The 17495-nt window shown below is 68.0% G+C and carries 16 protein-coding genes; 8 read left to right on the top strand and 8 right to left on the bottom strand.

Translation table 11 applies throughout. From position 1 onward, the window contains the following. The coding region (locus tag N5C88_RS25205) for a sulfatase-like hydrolase/transferase (RefSeq protein WP_280016455.1) at nt 1–1008 on the bottom strand (1008 nt) is incomplete at its 3' end. A gap of 10 nt (nt 1009–1018) precedes the next feature. Further along, a complete protein-coding gene (locus N5C88_RS25200; protein WP_059372143.1) occupies nt 1019–1993 on the bottom strand; it encodes a Bug family tripartite tricarboxylate transporter substrate binding protein in 975 nt (324 codons plus the stop codon). 166 nt (nt 1994–2159) lie between these two features. On the opposite strand from N5C88_RS25200, the gene N5C88_RS25195 reads away from it, so the two are divergent. The 6 genes from N5C88_RS25195 (at nt 2160) to N5C88_RS25170 (ending at nt 9383) form a co-directional block, all read left to right on the top strand. Then, a complete protein-coding gene (locus N5C88_RS25195; protein ID WP_059372141.1) occupies nt 2160–2684 on the top strand; it encodes a MarR family winged helix-turn-helix transcriptional regulator in 525 nt (174 codons plus the stop codon). A gap of 321 nt (nt 2685–3005) precedes the next feature. Then, a complete protein-coding gene (locus N5C88_RS25190) occupies nt 3006–5051 on the top strand; it encodes a TonB-dependent siderophore receptor (protein ID WP_223283453.1) in 2046 nt (681 codons plus the stop codon). Nucleotides 5052–5198: 147 nt separating this feature from the next. Further along, nucleotides 5199–6224 carry a 2-keto-3-deoxygluconate permease gene (locus tag N5C88_RS25185; RefSeq protein ID WP_082400881.1) on the top strand — a complete coding sequence of 342 codons (1026 nt, stop codon included), beginning with the start codon at nt 5199–5201 and terminating at the stop codon, nt 6222–6224. Continuing rightward, complete coding sequence (gene dtnK, locus N5C88_RS25180; protein ID WP_280016454.1) at nt 6221–7438, top strand: D-threonate kinase; 1218 nt, start codon at nt 6221–6223, stop codon at nt 7436–7438. Before N5C88_RS25185 ends, dtnK begins: the two co-directional genes overlap by 4 nt. Continuing rightward, complete coding sequence (pdxA, locus tag N5C88_RS25175; protein ID WP_059372138.1) at nt 7435–8487, top strand: 4-hydroxythreonine-4-phosphate dehydrogenase PdxA; 1053 nt, start codon at nt 7435–7437, stop codon at nt 8485–8487. Before dtnK ends, pdxA begins: the two co-directional genes overlap by 4 nt. A 5-nt stretch (nt 8488–8492) precedes the next feature. Then, entirely contained in the window at nt 8493–9383 is an 891-nt protein-coding gene (locus tag N5C88_RS25170) for a GntR family transcriptional regulator (protein WP_059372136.1), read from the top strand. A 75-nt stretch (nt 9384–9458) separates the two neighbouring features. Here N5C88_RS25170 and N5C88_RS25165 read toward each other — a convergent pair whose 3' ends face one another. Beyond that, the gene (locus N5C88_RS25165) at nt 9459–10127 is read right to left on the bottom strand and encodes an FCD domain-containing protein (RefSeq protein ID WP_280016453.1); all 669 of its coding nucleotides are present in this window, start codon (nt 10125–10127) and stop codon (nt 9459–9461) included. 188 nt (nt 10128–10315) lie between these two features. Here N5C88_RS25165 and N5C88_RS25160 point away from each other — a divergent pair, with 188 nt between their 5' ends. Beyond that, the gene (locus N5C88_RS25160; protein ID WP_059372132.1) at nt 10316–11185 is read left to right on the top strand and encodes a fumarylacetoacetate hydrolase family protein; all 870 of its coding nucleotides are present in this window, start codon (nt 10316–10318) and stop codon (nt 11183–11185) included. A gap of 59 nt (nt 11186–11244) precedes the next feature. Beyond that, nucleotides 11245–12216: a tripartite tricarboxylate transporter substrate binding protein gene (locus tag N5C88_RS25155; RefSeq protein WP_059372131.1), complete on the top strand. Its 972-nt coding sequence runs from the start codon at nt 11245–11247 to the stop codon at nt 12214–12216. A gap of 39 nt (nt 12217–12255) precedes the next feature. Here the strand turns inward: N5C88_RS25155 and N5C88_RS25150 are convergent, their stop codons facing one another. Genes N5C88_RS25150 through N5C88_RS25130 form a run of 5 tightly spaced genes read right to left on the bottom strand, consistent with a single transcriptional unit; the run spans nt 12256 to nt 17242 of the window. After that, on the bottom strand, nt 12256–13752 hold the full coding sequence (locus N5C88_RS25150) for a class I adenylate-forming enzyme family protein (protein ID WP_280016452.1): 1497 nt from the start codon (nt 13750–13752) through the stop codon (nt 12256–12258). A gap of 9 nt (nt 13753–13761) precedes the next feature. Further along, nucleotides 13762–14496: a CoA-transferase gene (locus N5C88_RS25145; protein ID WP_059372127.1), complete on the bottom strand. Its 735-nt coding sequence runs from the start codon at nt 14494–14496 to the stop codon at nt 13762–13764. Further along, the gene (locus tag N5C88_RS25140; RefSeq protein ID WP_059372125.1) at nt 14489–15322 is read right to left on the bottom strand and encodes a CoA transferase; all 834 of its coding nucleotides are present in this window, start codon (nt 15320–15322) and stop codon (nt 14489–14491) included. The genes N5C88_RS25145 and N5C88_RS25140 overlap by 8 nt, the downstream gene beginning before the upstream one ends. 31 nt (nt 15323–15353) lie before the next feature. Further along, the gene (locus N5C88_RS25135; protein WP_280016451.1) at nt 15354–16076 is read right to left on the bottom strand and encodes an enoyl-CoA hydratase/isomerase family protein; all 723 of its coding nucleotides are present in this window, start codon (nt 16074–16076) and stop codon (nt 15354–15356) included. Beyond that, nucleotides 16073–17242: a CoA transferase gene (locus tag N5C88_RS25130; RefSeq protein ID WP_059372117.1), complete on the bottom strand. Its 1170-nt coding sequence runs from the start codon at nt 17240–17242 to the stop codon at nt 16073–16075. Before N5C88_RS25130 ends, N5C88_RS25135 begins: the two co-directional genes overlap by 4 nt. Nucleotides 17243–17495: the final 253 nt, after the last annotated feature.

Raw genomic sequence — 17495 nt, 5'->3', positions numbered from 1 at the left:
CTTTTCGCCCAGCCAATGGTCGCCAAGGAAATCGCCGTGGTCCGCGGTGAACACGATGAGCGTGTTCTTCATCAGGCCCGCGCCTTCCATGTAGTCGAACAGCCGGCCCAGATGATCGTCCAGTTGCCGGATCAGGCCCTGGTAGGCCGGGCGCACCACGCGCACGCACTCGTCCGAGGAAAAGCTGACGCTCTCTTCGTGCTGCCGGTAGGCCGCCACCACCGGATGCGCGTTCTCCAGTTCTTCCCGGTTGCGCCGCACCGGCAGGCATTGGTCCGGGGTGTAGCGCTTGTGGTAGGGATCCGGCGCCATGTAGGGCCAATGCGGCTTCACATAGCTCAGGTGCAGCACCCAGGGCTGGCTGCCGCGCCGCTTCATGAAATCCAGCGCCTGGTCCGTCATGTAGGCGGTCTCGGAATGCGGCTCGGCCACGCGCGCGGGCAAGTGCGCATTGCGCATGTTCCAGCCGCTGACCGCCTGGCCCGCTGCGTCCACCGCGGCGATCACGTAATCGGTCCAGGGGTCTGCGCTGTCGTAGCCGTGGCGCCGAAGAAAGGCGGGATAGCCGCTTTCGTCGCCCGGCGTGTGGTGGCCGTCGTAGCGGTCCAGTTCGGTGAAGCCGCCGCGTCCTAGCAGCGCGCCCAGCTCCGAGGAACCATCGATCGACAGCCGCTCCATGCCGGCCTTGTCGGGGATGATGTGGGTCTTGCCGGCCAGCGCCAGTTCGCGGCCCTGCCCCGCCAGGTATTCGCCCAGCGTGATTTCGTTGACCGACAGCGGCACGCGGTTCCAGGTGGCGCCATGGCTGGAGGGATAGCGGCCGGTGTAGTAGCTCATGCGCGAAGGTCCGCACACGCCCGAGTTCACGAAGGCGCGGTCAAAGCGCACGCCGCGCGCCGCCAGCGCATCCAGGCTGGGCGTCTGCAGGTAGGGATGGCCATAACAGCTCAGGTGGTCCGCCCGCAGCTGGTCGGCCATGATGAACAGCACGTTCTGTACATCGCTCATCGCCGCCCTCCTATTGCGTGGCCGTGAAGCCGGATGCGCGCACCACGGGCTCCCACTGCTTGCGGTAGGCGGCCAGGGCGTCGGCCGTGCCGCGCGCGTCCAGCGACACCGGCTCCAGGTACGCGGCACGCACGGCCTCCTGCATGGCGGGCTCGCGCAACACCGCCGCGATTTCCGCGCCCAGTCTGTCGGCCTTGGCCTGCGGCATCGCTGCCGGCGCGAAGAAGGCGTTCCAGCCGTCGGCCGCGAGGTTCACCCCGCCTTCCTTGAAGGTGGGCACGTCCTTGAGTTCGGTATCGCGCGCCTCGCCAGACACGGCGAGGATGCGGATCTTGCCGGCGCGGTGCTGCGGCAGCAACGTATCCAGCGTGTCTATGCCTTGCGGCAGGATGCCGCCTATCAGCTCGGAGATCAGCGGACTCGATCCGCGGTAGCCCACGACTTCGGGCTCCAGGCCGATTTCGCGCCCCAGCATCAGCGCGAAGAAGTGCGGCAGGCTGCCGGTGGCCGGCACGCCCACGGCGAACTGCTTCGGGTTCGCCTTCAGCCACTGCCGCAGGCCGGCCAGGTCCTGGATCGGCGAATTCGCCGCCACCGCCATCGCGAACTTGTAGCTGCTGACCAGCGACACGGGCTTGAAGTCGCGCTGCGCGTCATAGCCGGGTTGGGCATAGACCAGCGGCGCCACCACCATCACGGCCGGGTTCGCCAGCATCAGCACGTTCTGGCCGGCCGGCGCCGCATGCAGGGCTTGCGCCGCGATGCGGCCACCCGCTCCGGTCCTGTTTTCGACCACCACGGGTACGCCCACCCGGTCCTTGAGCCGGTCCGCGACCAGCCGCGCAATGCGGTCCGAACTACCGCCTGGCGGATAGCCCACCACCACCGTCAAGGTCCCGTCCAGCGGGGCCTGCTGCGCACCGGCCAGCGGCGCGGCCCCCGCAAGTATTGCCGCCGCGGCAGCGCCCGATATCCATTTACGCATGGTCAACTCCTGGAGACAGCGGCCCGCTGTCGATGATGGTTGTCACTGCCTGGCCGATACCCAAATAGGGAAATTGAATTTAGCAACGCGCATGTTTGTTGATCTAATCCAGGACTTCCCATAACGATATGCAGCGCGAACTGCAACGCCACCAGGAGGAAAAGCCATGCCGACCGATCCCGCGTCCGGACAACGCCAGCTTTCGGACATGCTGATGTACCGGCTGTACCAGGCATGGTCGCAATCGAATCCGGTATTCCTGCGCCTGTGCGAAGGACGCTTCGGCATCACGCGGCGCGAATGGCGAGTGCTGGCCTGTGCCATCGAGGGCGGCATCATGAGTTCGGCTGAACTGGCGGCCGCTGCAAAACTGGATCTGGCGCGTACCTCGCGCACCCTGGGCGCGCTATGCGAAAAAGGCTGGCTGCGCCGCCTGCACGACAGCGCCGACCGCCGCGTGGTGCGTGTGGAAGCCACGGTAGAAGGCTGCACCCTGTACGACGCCTTGCTGCCCGAAGTCTCGCACCTGAACGACCTGCTGGTGCAGGACCTGAGCGCCGACGAGGTCGCCTTGCTGCGCGACCTTCTGGGCCGCATCGAACAGCGCGGCCGCCGCATGGCCGAGGGCAACATCGTCTCGGAAAAGGCCAGCCGACGCGACGGCGGCACCCGCCGGCCGCGCCACGCCTGAGCCGTTCTGTAGCGCCTCGCCAACAGGCGCGCGGCTCCCGCGCCCCTGCCCCAAACGTCGCCAAGCGACTGATAGGACGGCGCTTTTCGTCGTTGGCCTTACCGCCCGGCAAGCTTTGCACGGCTTTTTTACATCTGCGGGCCGCGGATTTCCTGACATTCTCGATGCAGTAAATTAATAATAGTTATCGTTGTCATTTGCATCCAAAATCGGCCGAATTCAGGCCGAGGGGGAAATCCGTTGAAACACCACCCTGATCCCGCCGCCCGGCGCGCGCGGCCGCTGGTCCTGTTGCCTGTCGCCGCCGCGCTTGCCGCCTGCATGGGCGGCGCAGCGCAGGCCCAGCCCGCCGCATCCGGCGAGCCGGCCACCATCCTGCCCGCCGTGCAGGTCACCGGCACCGGCGAAACCGCGACCGGCCCGGTAGAAGGCTATGTCGCCACGCGCAGCGCCACCGCGACCAAGACCGACACGCCCTTGTCCGAAACGCCGCAGGCCATCACCGTGATCCCGCGTGAACAGATCGTGGACCAGGGCGCGCAGAACATCCAGGACACCATGAACTACGCGGCAGGCGTGCGCCCCAACGCCTATGGCGTGGACAACCGCGCCGACTACGTGCGCATCCGCGGCGTGGAGCCGGTGCAGTACCTGGACGGCCTGCGCCAGTATTTCAGCTTCAACAACCCGCGCACCGAGGTCTATGCGATGGAGCGCGTGGAAGTGCTGCGCGGCCCCTCCTCCATGCTGTACGGACAGGGCAGCACGGGCGGCATCGTCAACCTGGTCAGCAAGCGCCCGCTGGAGGAAACGCAACGCGAAATCGGCGTGGTGCTGGGCAACCACAACCGGCGCGAGATCCAGGCCGACCTCACGGGCCCGGCCAGCGAGGACGGCCAATGGCTGTACCGCGTCATCGCCGTGGGACGCGACAGCGATACCCAAGTTCAATACGCGCCGGACGACCGGCTGATGCTGGCGCCGTCCCTCACCTGGCGCCCCAGCGCGGCCACCTCGCTGACGCTGCAGGCCACCTGGCAGAAGGACCGCGCGGGCACCACGCAGTCCTTCCTGCCGTGGAGCGGCTCGGTGCAGGAAAATCCCAACGGCCGCATCCCCACCCGGCGCTTCGCCAGCGAGCCCGGTTTCGACGCCTATGACACCGAGCAGTTCAGCGTGGGCTGGCTGTTCGAGCATCAATTCAACGACACCTGGAAAGTGCGCCAGAACTTCCGCAATACGGTCAGCAGCGTCGACTACAAGACGCTCTATCCCAACGTCTACGGCGCGCGCCGGGGCGATTCCTACATCGATCCGGAACAGACCACCGTCGACCGCATTTTCTATGTCAACAAGCCGCGCATGCGCACGCTGCTGGCGGACCAGAACCTGGAAGGCAAGCTGAACTGGGGCCGCACGGAACACACGGTGATCTTCGGCATGGACTATTCGCGCTACCGCGAGACCAGCCAGACGGCCAGCGGCGCGGGTTCGCCGTTGAACCTGTACCACCCCGTATACGGCAACGCGCCCGAGTACGAACTGTCGGACACCCCCAAGATCAATCAGCAGCAGATCGGCTTCTACGCGCAGGACCAGATCAAGTTCGACAAGAACTGGATCTTCCTCGCCGGCATCCGCCGCGACCGAGCCGACAGCACCACCGAAGGCCAGGACCGGGAAACCGACATGGCCACCACCAAGCGCTTCGGCCTGATGTATGCCGCGGACAACGGCTGGTCGCCCTATCTCAGCTACAGCGAGTCGTTCACGCCCATCGCCGGCGCCGACTTCTACAACCAGCGCTGGAAACCCATGCGCGGCAAGCAGGTGGAGGCCGGCATCAAGTACATGCCGAAGGACGCCGACATCGAATTCACCGCGGCCGCCTACGACCTGCGCGAGAAGAACCGCCAGACCAACGACCCGGACAATCCGAACAACCAGATCCAGGCCGGCAAGACCCGCACGCGCGGCGTGGAGCTGGAGCTGCGCGGCCGCGTCACCAAGGAACTGGACGTCATCGCCAACTACATCTACACCGACCTGGACCCGCAGCTTGAGGCCCAGCCCAAGCACATGGCCTCCATGTGGGGCAAGTACCGCTTCGCGCTGGCCGGCCAGCCCGGCTTCGCGGTGGGCGCGGGCGTGCGCTACCTGTCGGCCTTCCGCGACGGCGGCGCTCCGGAAACGCCGGCGGTCACGCTGTTCGACGCCATGCTCAGCTACGACAACGGTCCCTGGCGCTATGCGCTGAACGTGAACAACATCGCGGACCGCACTTATGAGGTGGTCTGCCTGGATCGCGGCGACTGCTTCTATGGCGCACGCCGCACCGTCATGCTGAGCGGCGCCTACCGCTTCTAAAATCGGAACTGCCTCCGGGTCCGGCAACCTGTACGTACATGCTGTACGTACAGGTGTACACTACGGTTTTTCATCCCTGATCAACCGTGTGACAGACGCGCGCTCGAACGTCTGCAACCCATAAAAACCGTCTTGGAGACTCCGATAGTGTCGACCGAAACTTCCCGCTCGCCCTTTTTTGGCACGATGCAGAAAATCCCCGGAGGATTGATGCTGGTGCCGCTGATCCTGGGTTCCTTGATCGGCACCTTCGCTCCCGACGCGTTGGCGATCGGCGGCTTCACCACGGCGCTGTTCAAGAATAGCGCCCTGCCCCTGATCGCGCTGCTGATCTTCGCCACCGGCACGCAGGTCAATGCGCGCACCGGTGGCCCGATCCTGGCCACCGCCGGCACCATCCTGTTGATGAAGACCCTGGTGCCCGCCACCCTCATCATCATTCTGGGCAGCTACGTCGGCCTGGACGGCGTGCTGGGCGTGTCCATCCTGGCGCTGCTGGCCGCCTTCGACAACAGCAACGGCGGCCTGTGGCTGGCCTATACCGGCCAGTACGGCGATGCCCGCGACCGCGGCGCCTATGTGGCCAGCGCGGTCAATGACGGCCCCTTCTTCAGCCTGCTGTTCCTGGGCGCCTCGGGCCTGGCCGACATCCCCATGATCGCCCTGGTGGCGGCGCTGGTGCCGTTCCTGCTCGGCGTGGTGGTCGGCAACCTGGACCCCAAGTGGCGCGACGTGCTCAAGCCCGTGCCCAACATCGTCATCCCGTTCTTCGCCTTCGCCCTGGGCACCGGCATCAACCTGGGCGCCGTGGTTTCCGGCGGCGTCAGCGGCCTGATCCTGGGCCTGATCATCAGCCCCATCACCGGCGGCCTGGTCTATCTGGGCTATCGCTACATCCTGCGCCGCGGCGGCAAGAGCGGCCTGGGCTTCGCCGCTGGCACCACCGCCGGCAACGCCATTGCCACCCCTGCAGTGGTAGCGGCCGCCGATCCCAACTTCCAGCAATACGTGTCGACCGCCACCGCCCAGGTCGCCGCCTGCGTGCTGATCAGCTCGATCCTGGCGCCCATGCTGGCCTCGTATTTCCTCAAGCGCGCGGGCGAGCTCAAGTCCGAGGACGCCGACCCCACGGTCGCCCCCGCCCTGCGTGAAGCGCGCGGAGAGGCGCTTTGAATCCCGCCATCGCCATCGTCGCCGATGACCTGACCGGTTCGGGCGACACGGCGGTGCAGTTCGTGCGCGCCGGCTGGAACACCCATCTGTCCATCGGCGGCGCCGACGAGGCGCTGTCGGGTTCCGGCGCCGCCGGCGTGGAAGTGCTGGCAGTCACGACCAACAGCCGTCCCCTGTCGGCCGCCGACGCGGCCGAGGCCGTCTGGCAGAACGTGCGCCGCCTGCGTGCGGCCGGCGTCACGCGCCTGTACAAGAAGGTGGACTCCACCTTGCGCGGCGCCTTCAAGGCCGAGATCGACGCGGCGCGCGAGGCTTGGGGTCCGGACACCATTGCGGTGATCTGTCCGGCCTTCCCGGCCACCGGCCGCACCGTCGAACAAGGCGTGCTCTACGTCAACGGCAACCCGGTCACCGAGACCTCGGCGGCCACCGATCCGGTCACGCCGGTGACCGAAAGCCATATCCCCACCCTGCTGGGTTGCGCCCATGTGGCGGCGCAGCAAGGCGACACGCCGCAAGCGCTGGCGGCCCGCATCCGCGCGGCCGGCAACACCGTGGTGGTCGACGCGGTTACCGAAGCCGACCTGGAGCGCCTGGCGCGCGCCATCGGCTTGTTGGGTGTGCACGCCCTGCCCGTGGGCGCGGGCGGCCTGGCCGTGCCGCTGGCTCGGGTTTGGGCCGGCGCCGACCAGACCGCGCCGGTCGTGGTGGTGGTGACCTCGCAGCACAGCGCGGCGCGCGCGCAAGCCGCCGCCCTGCAAGCCTCGGGCGCCGACACCTGGACACCCTCGCTGGCTCAATTGGCCGACGACGCCGCATGGCAGGCCTGGAGCCAGCCGCTGCTGCAAGCGCATGGCCAATCGCCGGCGCAAGCCGGCACGGTGCTGCTGCTGGCGCCCGAAGGCCAGCTGGACGGCCTGGATTCCGAGACCGTCGCGGAACGCCTGGGCGGCCTGGCCGCGCAATTGATCGCCAGCGCCAACGCGGCCGGCGTGGTCGCCACGGGCGGTGACGGGGCGCGCAGCGTGCTGGTGGCGCTGGGCGCCCGCGGCATTTCGCTGGTGGATGAAGTGATGGGCGGCGTGCCCCTGGGCACGCTGACCGGAGGCACGGCCGCCGGCCTGCCCGTGGTGACCAAGGCCGGCGGCTTTGGCACCGAAGATGTACTGGTTCGCGCGGTGCGCGCGATCCGCGACAGGAGATTCAAGCGATGACACAACCCCAACCGGGCAAGCTGCCCCTGCTGGCCGTAACCCTGGGCGACGTGGCGGGCATCGGGCCGGAAATCACGGCCAAGATGCTGATGGGCCATGACGAACTGCGCCAGAAGGCCCGCCTGCTGGTGGTCGGCGACGTGGACGTGATGGCCAACGCCGTGCGCAGCCTGGGCGGCGACCCCGCCATCGTGCGCAAGCTGGACCGCGCCGCCGACTGCGCCAACACGCCCGGCACCATCGAAGTGCTGCAGGCAGGCCCGTCGCTGGCCCATGTGAAGCTGGGCGAGATCAGCGCGGACGCGGGCGACGGCTCGGTGCGCTTTGTCACCACGGCCTGCGCCCTGGCGCGCGCCGGCGAGGTTGACGGCATCGTCACCGCCCCGCTGAACAAGGCCGCCATGCACGCGGCCGGCCACAAGTGGCCCGGGCATACCGAACTGCTGGCGCACGAGTTCGGCGTCAAGACCTTCTCGCTGGTGCTGTCGGCCGGCGACCTCTACATTTTCCACGCCACCACCCACGTGTCGCTGCGCCAGGCCATCGAAGACCTGACCCCGGCGCGCATGCGCGCGGTGCTGCGCCTGGCCGGTTCCTTCGCCAAGGCGCTGGGCCGCGGCGACCAGCCGGTGGCGGTGTCGGGCCTGAATCCGCATGCCGGCGAAAACGGCATCTTCGGCACCGAAGACGCCGACATCCTGGCGCCCGCGGTGGCCGAAGCCAATGCCGCCGGCATCCTGGCCGCGGGCCCGATTCCGGCCGACGCGCTGTTCCCGCAAGCCGTGCGCGGCAAGTGGAAGTTCGTGATCGCCTGTTACCACGACCAGGGCCACGCGCCCTTCAAGGCGGTCTACGGCGACGACGGCGTCAACATCACCGTGGGCCTGCCGGTCGTGCGCGTGTCCGTGGACCACGGCACCGCCTTCGACATCGCCGGCCGCGGCATCGCCCGCGAAGACAGCCTGATCCTGGCCGCCGAGCGCGCCGCGCATCTGGCCCCGGGCTGGACGCATGTGTGGGAAACTGCGCGGGCACAAACCGGAGGTTGATTCCCATGGCGCCCGCCACGCACGACGCATTGCCCGTACTTGATCGCTCCGGCGATATCCCGCTGCACGCCCAGGTGGCGACCCTGCTGCGCGGATACATCCGCACGAACAAGCTCGCGGCCGGCGCCGTGCTGCCCAGCGAGGCCGCGCTGTGCGAACGCTTCGGCGTAGCGCGCAGCGTGGTGCGCCAGGCGCTGGCGGCCCTGGCCACCGAAGGCCTGATCCAGCGCGAAACCGGGCGTCCTGCCACCGTGGCGGCGCCCCAGGAACACCGCCGGCTGGTGCAGCGATCCACCGGCCTGTACGAGCAGTTCGCGCAGTCCGGCGTGGCCTTGCAAACCCGCGTGCTGGCGTTCGCGCGCGCCGAGCCGCCCGCCGATGTGGCGGCCTTCTTCGGCACCACGCAATTGCTGATGCTGGAACGCCTGCGCCATGTGGCCGATGCGCCGCTGGCCTATGTGCGCACATGGCTGCCCGCCGGCGCGGTACCCGGCCTGCGCGCCGAAGACCTCGCCGACGCATCCCTGCACGGCGTGCTGACACGGCGCTTCGGCCTGCGCCCCGGCGCCGGGCGCAACCAGATCCGGGCGGTGGCGGCCGACAAGACGCTGGCGGAACTGCTGGACACGCAAGCCGGCACGCCGTTGCTCATGCTGCAAGGCCAAGGCATGGACCAGCATGGCCGCCCCCTGGAGTGGTTCACCACCTGGCACCGCGCCGAGCAACTGGTGTTCGACGTGGACGTCAGCATGGGCCATGAAAGCGTGCAGCCACGGCTGCAGACGCCCGACGCGCCCGCAGAGCCCTCGCCCGAGGGCCACGACCCGCTGGCGCGCGCCCAAGCCCTGGTGGCCGAGCTTGCCGCCGAACTGGCCAGGCTGCGCGCGCAGCCCTGAGGCGGGCTTCCCGCGGCGGCCGATCTTGCACCCGTCATGCCCCGGCCGCGCCGCAGCCTGCGGACGCGGCAGCCCCTAGCCCAGCAGGTTGTCCCTCACGTGCAGCAGATGCCGCCGCACGGCCTCCATGGCCCGTTCCGCGTCCCGGTCATGCAGCGCATCAACGATCTCGCGATGCTCCACCTGATAGGCCTGGCGCCGCTCGGGCGTCAGGCTCCTGCGCTTCAAGGCGCCCCAGGTCGCTTGCGAGCGCGCCGCCGTCATCAGCGCGAACACTTTTTCGATGAAGAGATTGTGCGTGGCCGTCGCCATCAATTCGTGCAATTTGGCGTCCCAGATCTCGAACGCTTCGAAGCTGTCGGCGGCCTCTGCGCGCGCGCAGGCGTCCTGCATCGCGGCGAAATCGGCAGGGCTGCCATGCTGCACCACCAGGGCCGCGATGGCCGGCTCCAGCACCAGCCGCGCCGCCATCAGTTCGGCCGGGCTGGTGGACAGCACTTCGGTGCGCAGCAGCCCTTCCGTTTGCGCCAGCGTCGAGGATGGATTGGCGTAGGTGCCGCTGCCCACGCGCTGCGAAATCAGGCCTTCGTTCTTCAAGTCGGCCAGGGTGCGGCGCACCGTTGAACGGCTGATGCCGAATTGTTCGCTCAGGGCGCGTTCCGTGGGCAGGCGATGGCCAGCAGGCCAGGCGCCGGATTGCAGATTCTCGATGATGACCGCGCGCAAGGCGGAAGCTTTGTCCATGGACCGTCCCAGAATAGCTAGCGGCCAGATGATACCAAAACAGACCAATAAACCAAGAAAAACCTGGAGATTCCGTTAGGAAAGTTGGTTTATTTGGTATATCCTCTCCCGAAATTGGGCCTTGATATTCGCCAAATTGGTATTTTTTGGTATTAAACAAGAGCGGCCGGACCGCTCAGGGAGCAAGCATGAAGATTGCAGTATTCCGGATCCAGGGCGAGCGCCGCATCGGCGTGGTGTCCGACGACGGTGGCAGCGTGACCGCCCTGGACTTCCCGCGCGAACTCGCGGCCGCGGGCGCGCTGACCGCCGTGGAATGGCTGGCCGAGGGCCGCGCCCTGCCGGCCAAGGTCGGCTCGTCCTACCGCTGGGACCAGGTCGAGCATGAGGCGCCCCTGCCAGCGCAGCGGCGCAACCTGTTCTGCGTGGGCCGCAACTACCACGCCCATGCCAAGGAACTGCGCGACTCCGTCTTCAAGGACAACGACGCCAATCCCGAATCCTGGCCCATCGTGTTCACCAAGGTGCCGCAGACCGTGGTCGGCCCCTGGGCCGACGTGCATCTGCCCGTGGGCGTCTCCGACAAGATCGACTACGAAGCCGAGCTGGCGGTGGTGATCGGCAAGGGCGGCCGCAACATTTCCCGCGCCGAGGCCATGAGCCACGTGATCGGCTACACGGTGGTCAACGACGTTACCGCGCGCGACGTGCAGATGCGCCATCAGCAGTGGGACCTGGGCAAGTCCTTCGACACCTTCTGCCCCATGGGCCCCTGGCTGGTGACGGCCGACGAGCTGGACGGCCAGAAGACGCGCGTGCGCTGCTGGGTCAACGGCGAGCTGCGCCAGGACGGCAACACCGAAGACCTGATCTTCGACATCCCCACGCTGATCGAAACCTGCTCGCGCGGCATCACGCTGTATCCGGGCGACGTCATCGCCACCGGCACGCCGGCCGGCGTCGGCCAGGGCCTGAACCCGCCGCAATTCCTCAAGCACGGCGACGTGGTGCGGGTGGAGATCGACGGCATCGGCCACATAGAAAACCGCTTCGTCTGAGGACAAGCCCCGGAATGAACACGGGGCGGCTCGGCAATAAGAAGCACAAGGAGTGAGACATGAATCTGCGTTGCTACCGGGCGGCCGCGGCTGCCTTGCTATGGCTGGGAGCCGCGAATGCGCTGGCCGCCGGCTACCCTGAACGCCCCGTGACCATGGTGGTGCCCTTCCCGCCTGGCGGCGTCGCCGACACGATCGCGCGGCCGCTGGCCCAGGCCATGGGCGACAAGCTGGGCCAGGCCGTCGTCATCGAAAACAAGGGCGGCGCGGGCGGCGCCATCGGCATCGGCCAGGCCGGCCGCGCCAAGCCCGACGGCTATACGCTGCTGATGAGCCTGTCGTCGATTTCCATCCTGCCCGCAGCCGACCGCCTGCTGGAACGCAAGCCGGCCTATCAGCTGGACCAGTTCGTGCCGATCGCGCGCATCACCGCCGATCCGACCGTGCTGGTGGTGCGCGCCGACGCGCCGTACAAGACGCTGCAGGAATTCGTCGACGCGGCGAAGAAGCAGTCCGGCAAGTTCAGCTACGGCTCTTCCGGCATCTACGGCACCATGCACGTGCCGATGGAAATGCTGCAGAACGCCGCTGGCATCAAGATGATGCACGTGCCCTTCACCGGCGCCGGCCCCGCGGTGCAGGCGCTGGTGGGCGGCCAGGTCGATGCCCTTGCCACCGGGCCGTCCAGCGTCATGCAGCTGATCCAGGCGGGGCGCGTCAAGGCGCTGGCGCATTGGGGCGACGGCAAGCTCGACAGCCTGCCGGACGTGCCGTCCTTCAAATCGCAAGGCTATGACATCAGCTTCGTGCAGTGGTCGGGCGTATTCGCCCTGGCCGGCACGCCGCCGGCCGTCGTGGAGAAGCTGCGCCAGGCAGTCAAGGACGTCGCCACCAACCCCGAGGTCCAGGCCCGCATCGCCGGCACCGGCAGTCCGGTGCAATACCTGGACGCGCCGGCCTTCGACGAGTACTGGAAGAAGGACTCGGCCTCGCTGGAGGTCGCGGTCAACCGGATCGGCAAGGTCGAATAGCCCAACGGGACGCCCGGGATTCCGGGGCGTCCCGCCGGTTCATGAACGCAGGCTGGCGGGCGCAAGCTGCCGCGCCAGCGCCTTGCGGTCGACCTTGCCCACCGCGTTCTCGGGCAGGCGCTCGATCCACAACACCTCGCGCGGCACGTAGATGCGGCCCAGGCGCGCCAGCACCTCCGCCTGTATGGCGGACGCATCCGGCGCGGCCGCGCCCGCGCGCTGCACGAAGATCACCGGCACTTCGCCCAGGTCCTCGTCGGGCGCGCCCACCACGCAGCAGGCGGCCACGCCCGGCAGGCCCGTCACCACCCCCTCGATCAGCGCTGGCGAGATGTTCTCGCCGCCGCGGATGATCACGTCCTTGATGCGGCCGGTGATGCTCAGATAGCCCTGCTCGTCGAAACGCCCCAGGTCCCCAGTGCGCAACAGCTGCGGCGCGCCGGTGTCGGCGCTGTCCACGCCCACATAGCCCAGCATCAGGCTGTCGCCCGCGATGCAGATCTCGCCTTCGCCGCCCGGCGCGGCCTCGCTGCCGTCCGGCAGGCGCAAGGTCACGCTCTGGCCGGCCAGCACGGTACCCACAGACCCCACGCGGCGCGCGGCAGGCGGGTTCATGGTCGAGGTGCAAGTGGCTTCCGACAGGCCATAGGACACCACCAGCGGGCAGCCCAGGAAGGCTTCGATGCGCCGGTGCAGCGCTTCGGTGATCGGCGCCGAGCCGCAGCGCGCAAAGCGCAACGCAGCCAGGCTGGCCGGATCGAACTCCAGTTCCAGCATGCGCGCGTACATGGTCGGCACGCCCGTGATCAGGCTGGGCCGGAACTCACGCAGCAAGCCCGGCATGTCTTCGGCCCGGAAGCGCCCCGCCAGCGCCACGCAGGCCCCCGCCAGCAGCGGCGCGAAAATCTGGTTGTTGAGCGCATTGGTGTGATGCAGCGGCATCACGTGCAAGAGCCGGTCTGCCGGCGTCAAGCCGGTGTGCGCCAGCACCCCGCGCGCGTTGTTCGCCAGCCCGCGGTGGCTCAACAGCACGCCCTTGGGATTGCCGGTGCTGCCGGAGGTGAACAGCAGCAGGCCCGCGTCGCCGGGCGCGGCCTCGCCGCTGCCCGTCCAGTCCAGCGGGCCTTGGGCCACGGCAGCGGCGTCCAGCAGGCGTTGCGGCGCCAAGCCGCTGGCACGGGCCGTCGCCGCGTTCGCCGCATCGTGCAGTATCCAGCCCAGCCCCACCGCCGCCACGCGCCTGGCAGTCTCGGCATCCGACAGGCGCGGCTCCAACGGACATGGGCAGGCGCCCGCCGCCATCACGCCCAGGATCGCCAGCACCTGGGCCTGCGACCGCTCCATCGCGATGGCCACATGACTGCCGCGCCGCACTCCGGCGGCGCGCAGGCCGCCCGCGATGCGCCCGACCTCCTGGCGCAGGCCGGCATACGTCAGCATGCCGTCCGCGGTCAGGATAGCCGGCCGTTCGGCCCATTGCGGCAGGGCCCACAGGCGCGCGAAGGCAGCCACCAAGGTGGCGTCGGCAAGCGTCATGGCAAGCTCCTAGCGCAGCGCGACGGCGGCGTCGCGTTCAAACTGCCCATCGGGATCCAGCTCGCGCAAGGCGCGCATCTCGGCCGCCGTCGGCAGCGCGGACGGCTCGGCGCCGCTGGCGTCGAATTCGAAACCCGTGCGCTCGCGCACTTCAGACAGGCTGGATTCCGGGTGCCATGACTGCAAAGCCAGCCGCCCGTCGCGCTTGACGAACACGGCGATCGGCGTGACCACGCCATGGAATCCGCCCCAGGACGTCATGAAGTCCAGCTTGGGCACGAAGGTGCGCCGCGAGTGCTCGGTGCGCCAGGTGCAGGCGCGCCTGGCGGTGGGCAGCATCACCGCGCCGCCCCCGCCGCCCGGCAAGCGCACCTTGGGTTCGTGCCAGTCGCCGATGCAGGAATTGTTGGCGCAGCCTTCGCCGTCGATCTGCGCCGCGCCCAGGAAGGTCAGGTCCATGCGGCCGCGCGTGCACAGATCGTAGAAGTCTTCGTTGGAGAAGATCGACGCGGTGTGCTCGGCCAGCACCGGATCGGAACTGGAGATCGGCACATGCGAGGGCAGCGGGTTCACGCCGCCGGCGACGTTGATGTAGACGAAGTCCCAATCGTAGGCGCGCTTGGCCAGCAGGCAGGCCAGCATCGGCAGGGTGGAATTCACGCCGCTGAAAGTGATCTCGTCCGGCCGGATGAAGCGCGCCAGATTGGTGACGATGTACGAAAAGCCCGACCATTGCTCAGCCATGCTGCACCTCCCGCGCTTCGGGCGCCGCAGCCAGGTGCGCCTGCAGATCGCTGTGTTTGTCCATGTACGCTTCCACCGCCGGATAATCGATGGCGTAGTCCGGCCAGCAGGATCCCGGCCATGCGCCCTGCGGCGCGACGGCATAGGCCTGCACCATGAAGAACGGCACCAGCGTGGATTCCGGATTGGCCTCGAACACCGCGCTGTCGACCACCTTCTCGGCCACCACCAGCACGCTGCCCGCGGCGCGCGACATGATGCGGTCCCAATGCGCCGTGCCGTGCACGCGCACATTGCCCAGCGCGTCCACCTCCGAAGCATGAATCACGGCGAAGTCCGGCCGGATCGCCGGCACCACCCAGGTCTTCTGCCCGCTGCCATACGGATCGTCCAGGCACTTCCAGCCGTTCAGCTCCGGCAGGCCGCTACCATGCAGGCCGCCGCAAGGCTGGAACGGCACGCCAAACGCCGCCGCCCGCAGGCCGGCCGTGAGGCTGGCGCAGGCGTGTTCTTCCAGCTCGATCTCGCGCCGCTCGACCGCCTTGCGGTACCAGGGCGCCAGGCCGAAGTTCCCTTCCATGGCGACGATGCCCGCGCGCACGCGGCGCAGCACGCCCGCGCGGCACAGGATGTCCACGTCGTAGCCCGGCGACTGCTTGACCAGTTCCAGGTCGCGCCGGCCCTGCCGGATCAGTTCGCGCACGAAGGCGAACGGTCCGCGGTGCAGGAAGCTGCCGCCCAATGCGATCGACGCGCCGTTGGGCACCAGCGCCGCCAGCTCCGCCAGCGAGCACTGCTTGTTCTTCTGATTGAAACCCGATGCCATGATGTCTCCTTCCCTGCGTGTTCTTCTTCGATCAACGCGCCTGCAGATAGGCCGCTACCCGGTCCTTCAGGCCCGGCAGTGCGGCAGAACGCACCAGGCGGGCAAGATCGATATCCGGCGCCTCCGAGGACAGCGCCGCATACAGCTGGACGCGGCTCGCGCAGCTGAGAGCAGATGCGGCGTCCAGCGCCTCGCGCTCGACGGCCGGCCAGTCCTGCACGTCGGCAAGGCGGCTCGCGAAGCCGTCGCGCAAGGCTTCTTCTGCGCTGAATGTGGCCGCCTGCTCCAGCACCGCGCGCGCCCGCTCGGCGCCGACCAAGGCTGCGTAACGGCGCGTCCCCAACACCAGGCCAAACTTCAGCCCAGGCATGCGGAACGTGGCGTCGGACGCGCTGACCCGCCACTTGCAAGCGCCGAACAAGTCCACGCCCGCGCCGAAGTTACGGCCATGCGCCAGCCCCAGCGTGAGGCACGGCGAGGCCGCCAGCCGCTGCAGCAGCATCTCGATGCGCACGAAGCGCAGCAGCAGATCGCCTTCGCTCTGCTCCTGCCAGCCGCCGAAGTCGAAGCCCGCGCTGAAGTTCCTGCCCTCGCCCTTCAAGACGATGAGCTGGGCGCCGCCAGCCTCGGCCGCATCCAATGCGGCAATCAGCGCCTCCACCAGCGGCGCCGACAGCGCATTCATCTTGTCGGGCCGCGCCAGCGTCAACACGTGCGCCGCGCCCTGTTTGTCGATGCGCAGGACCTCGCTCATGCCGCCGTCCCCTTCCTGGCGGCGCGCAGCGCGCCCAGTACTTCATCGTTGTGTTCGCCCAGGGCGGGCGGACGGCGGCGCAAGGCCGTGGTCTGGCCGTCGAAGCGCACCGGCAGGCCGAACGTGCGCGTGCGCACGCCGTTGGGCAGGTCCACGGGCTGCACCCAGCCCATGTGCTCAACCTGCGGGTCGGCCAGCACCTCTGAATAGGTGTTGATGGGCGCGCACGGCACGCCGGCCGCACGGAAACGCGCCAGCCAGGTCTGCGCGTCCTCGGCTTCGAAGATCGCTTCCAGGATCTCGCGCAGCGCTGTCTGGTTGCGGGCGCGGGCGCTGGTGTCGGTGAAGCGCGGGTCGGCCAACAGATCCTCGCGGCCTACCGTTGCGCATACGCCCTTCCACAAGGCCTGGTTGCCCGCCGCCATGCCGAAGTAGCCGCCCTTGCAGCGGAACGCCTGGTAGGGCGCATTGCGCGGATGGGCCGATCCCAGCTTGACGGGATCCTTGCCGCTGCCGAAGAACTCCGAAGTCTGCAGAGCCGCGATGCCCAGGGTGGCGCCCAGCATGGGTACGTCGATATGCGTACCCTGCCCGCTGGCCTGGGCCGCGCGCAAGGCCGACGCAATGGCGAAGGCGCCGTACAGGCCGGCCGAAAAGTCCGCCACCGGCACGCCGCACTTCACGGGTTCGCCGCCCGCTTCGCCGGTCACGCTCATGATGCCGCTCATGGCCTGGATGGTCAGGTCGAAGCCGCCTTCCTGCGAACGGGGCCCCGACTGGCCGTAGGCCGAGATCGAGCAATAGACCAGTCTGGGATTGGCCTCGCGCAGCTGCGCATAGCCCAGGCCCAGGCGGTCCATCACGCCCGGCCGGTTGTTCTCGATCAGCACGTCGGCGGACAGCGCGAGTTCGCGCGCCAGAGCCAGGTCGCCGGGGTCCTTCAGGTTCAACGTCACCGAACGCTTGTTGCGGTTGAGGGACGCGAAGTTCTCGCTGTAGCCGTCGGAAATGGGCGGCCAGCTGCGCAGCGTATCGCCGCCTTCGGGGTTCTCGATCTTGATTACGTCGGCGCCCATGTCCGCCAACAGCATGCCGCAAAAAGGCCCCGCCGCAACATTGCAAATCTCCAGCACCGTGATGCCGGCCAGCGCCGAACTGGGTGTCATGTCTGACCTCTCGTTATGAAAATTCAATATTTGGGACAAAGAAAACATTATAAGAGTTGGCCTTCAAGACTGGCATCATCCAGCCCATCTCTAGCGTGTGTTTGCGATTTTTAGCGCGAATCCTAGTGCATTCCCTAAGTAGCGTGCTTAATTGTTGACCAGCATAGCACCGTGTGGAATTCTAAGTAAACCATTTATTGAAACTCGAATCCTATATTGTAGGATTTTTATAAAGGGCCGCGACGCGGCATAT

Origin of the sequence: Achromobacter sp. GD03932 (assembly GCF_029839485.1) — a bacterium.
GTDB classification, from domain to species: Bacteria; Pseudomonadota; Gammaproteobacteria; order Burkholderiales; family Burkholderiaceae_B; genus Achromobacter; species Achromobacter bronchisepticus_A.
This window is presented reverse-complemented; position numbering and strand designations above follow the sequence as displayed.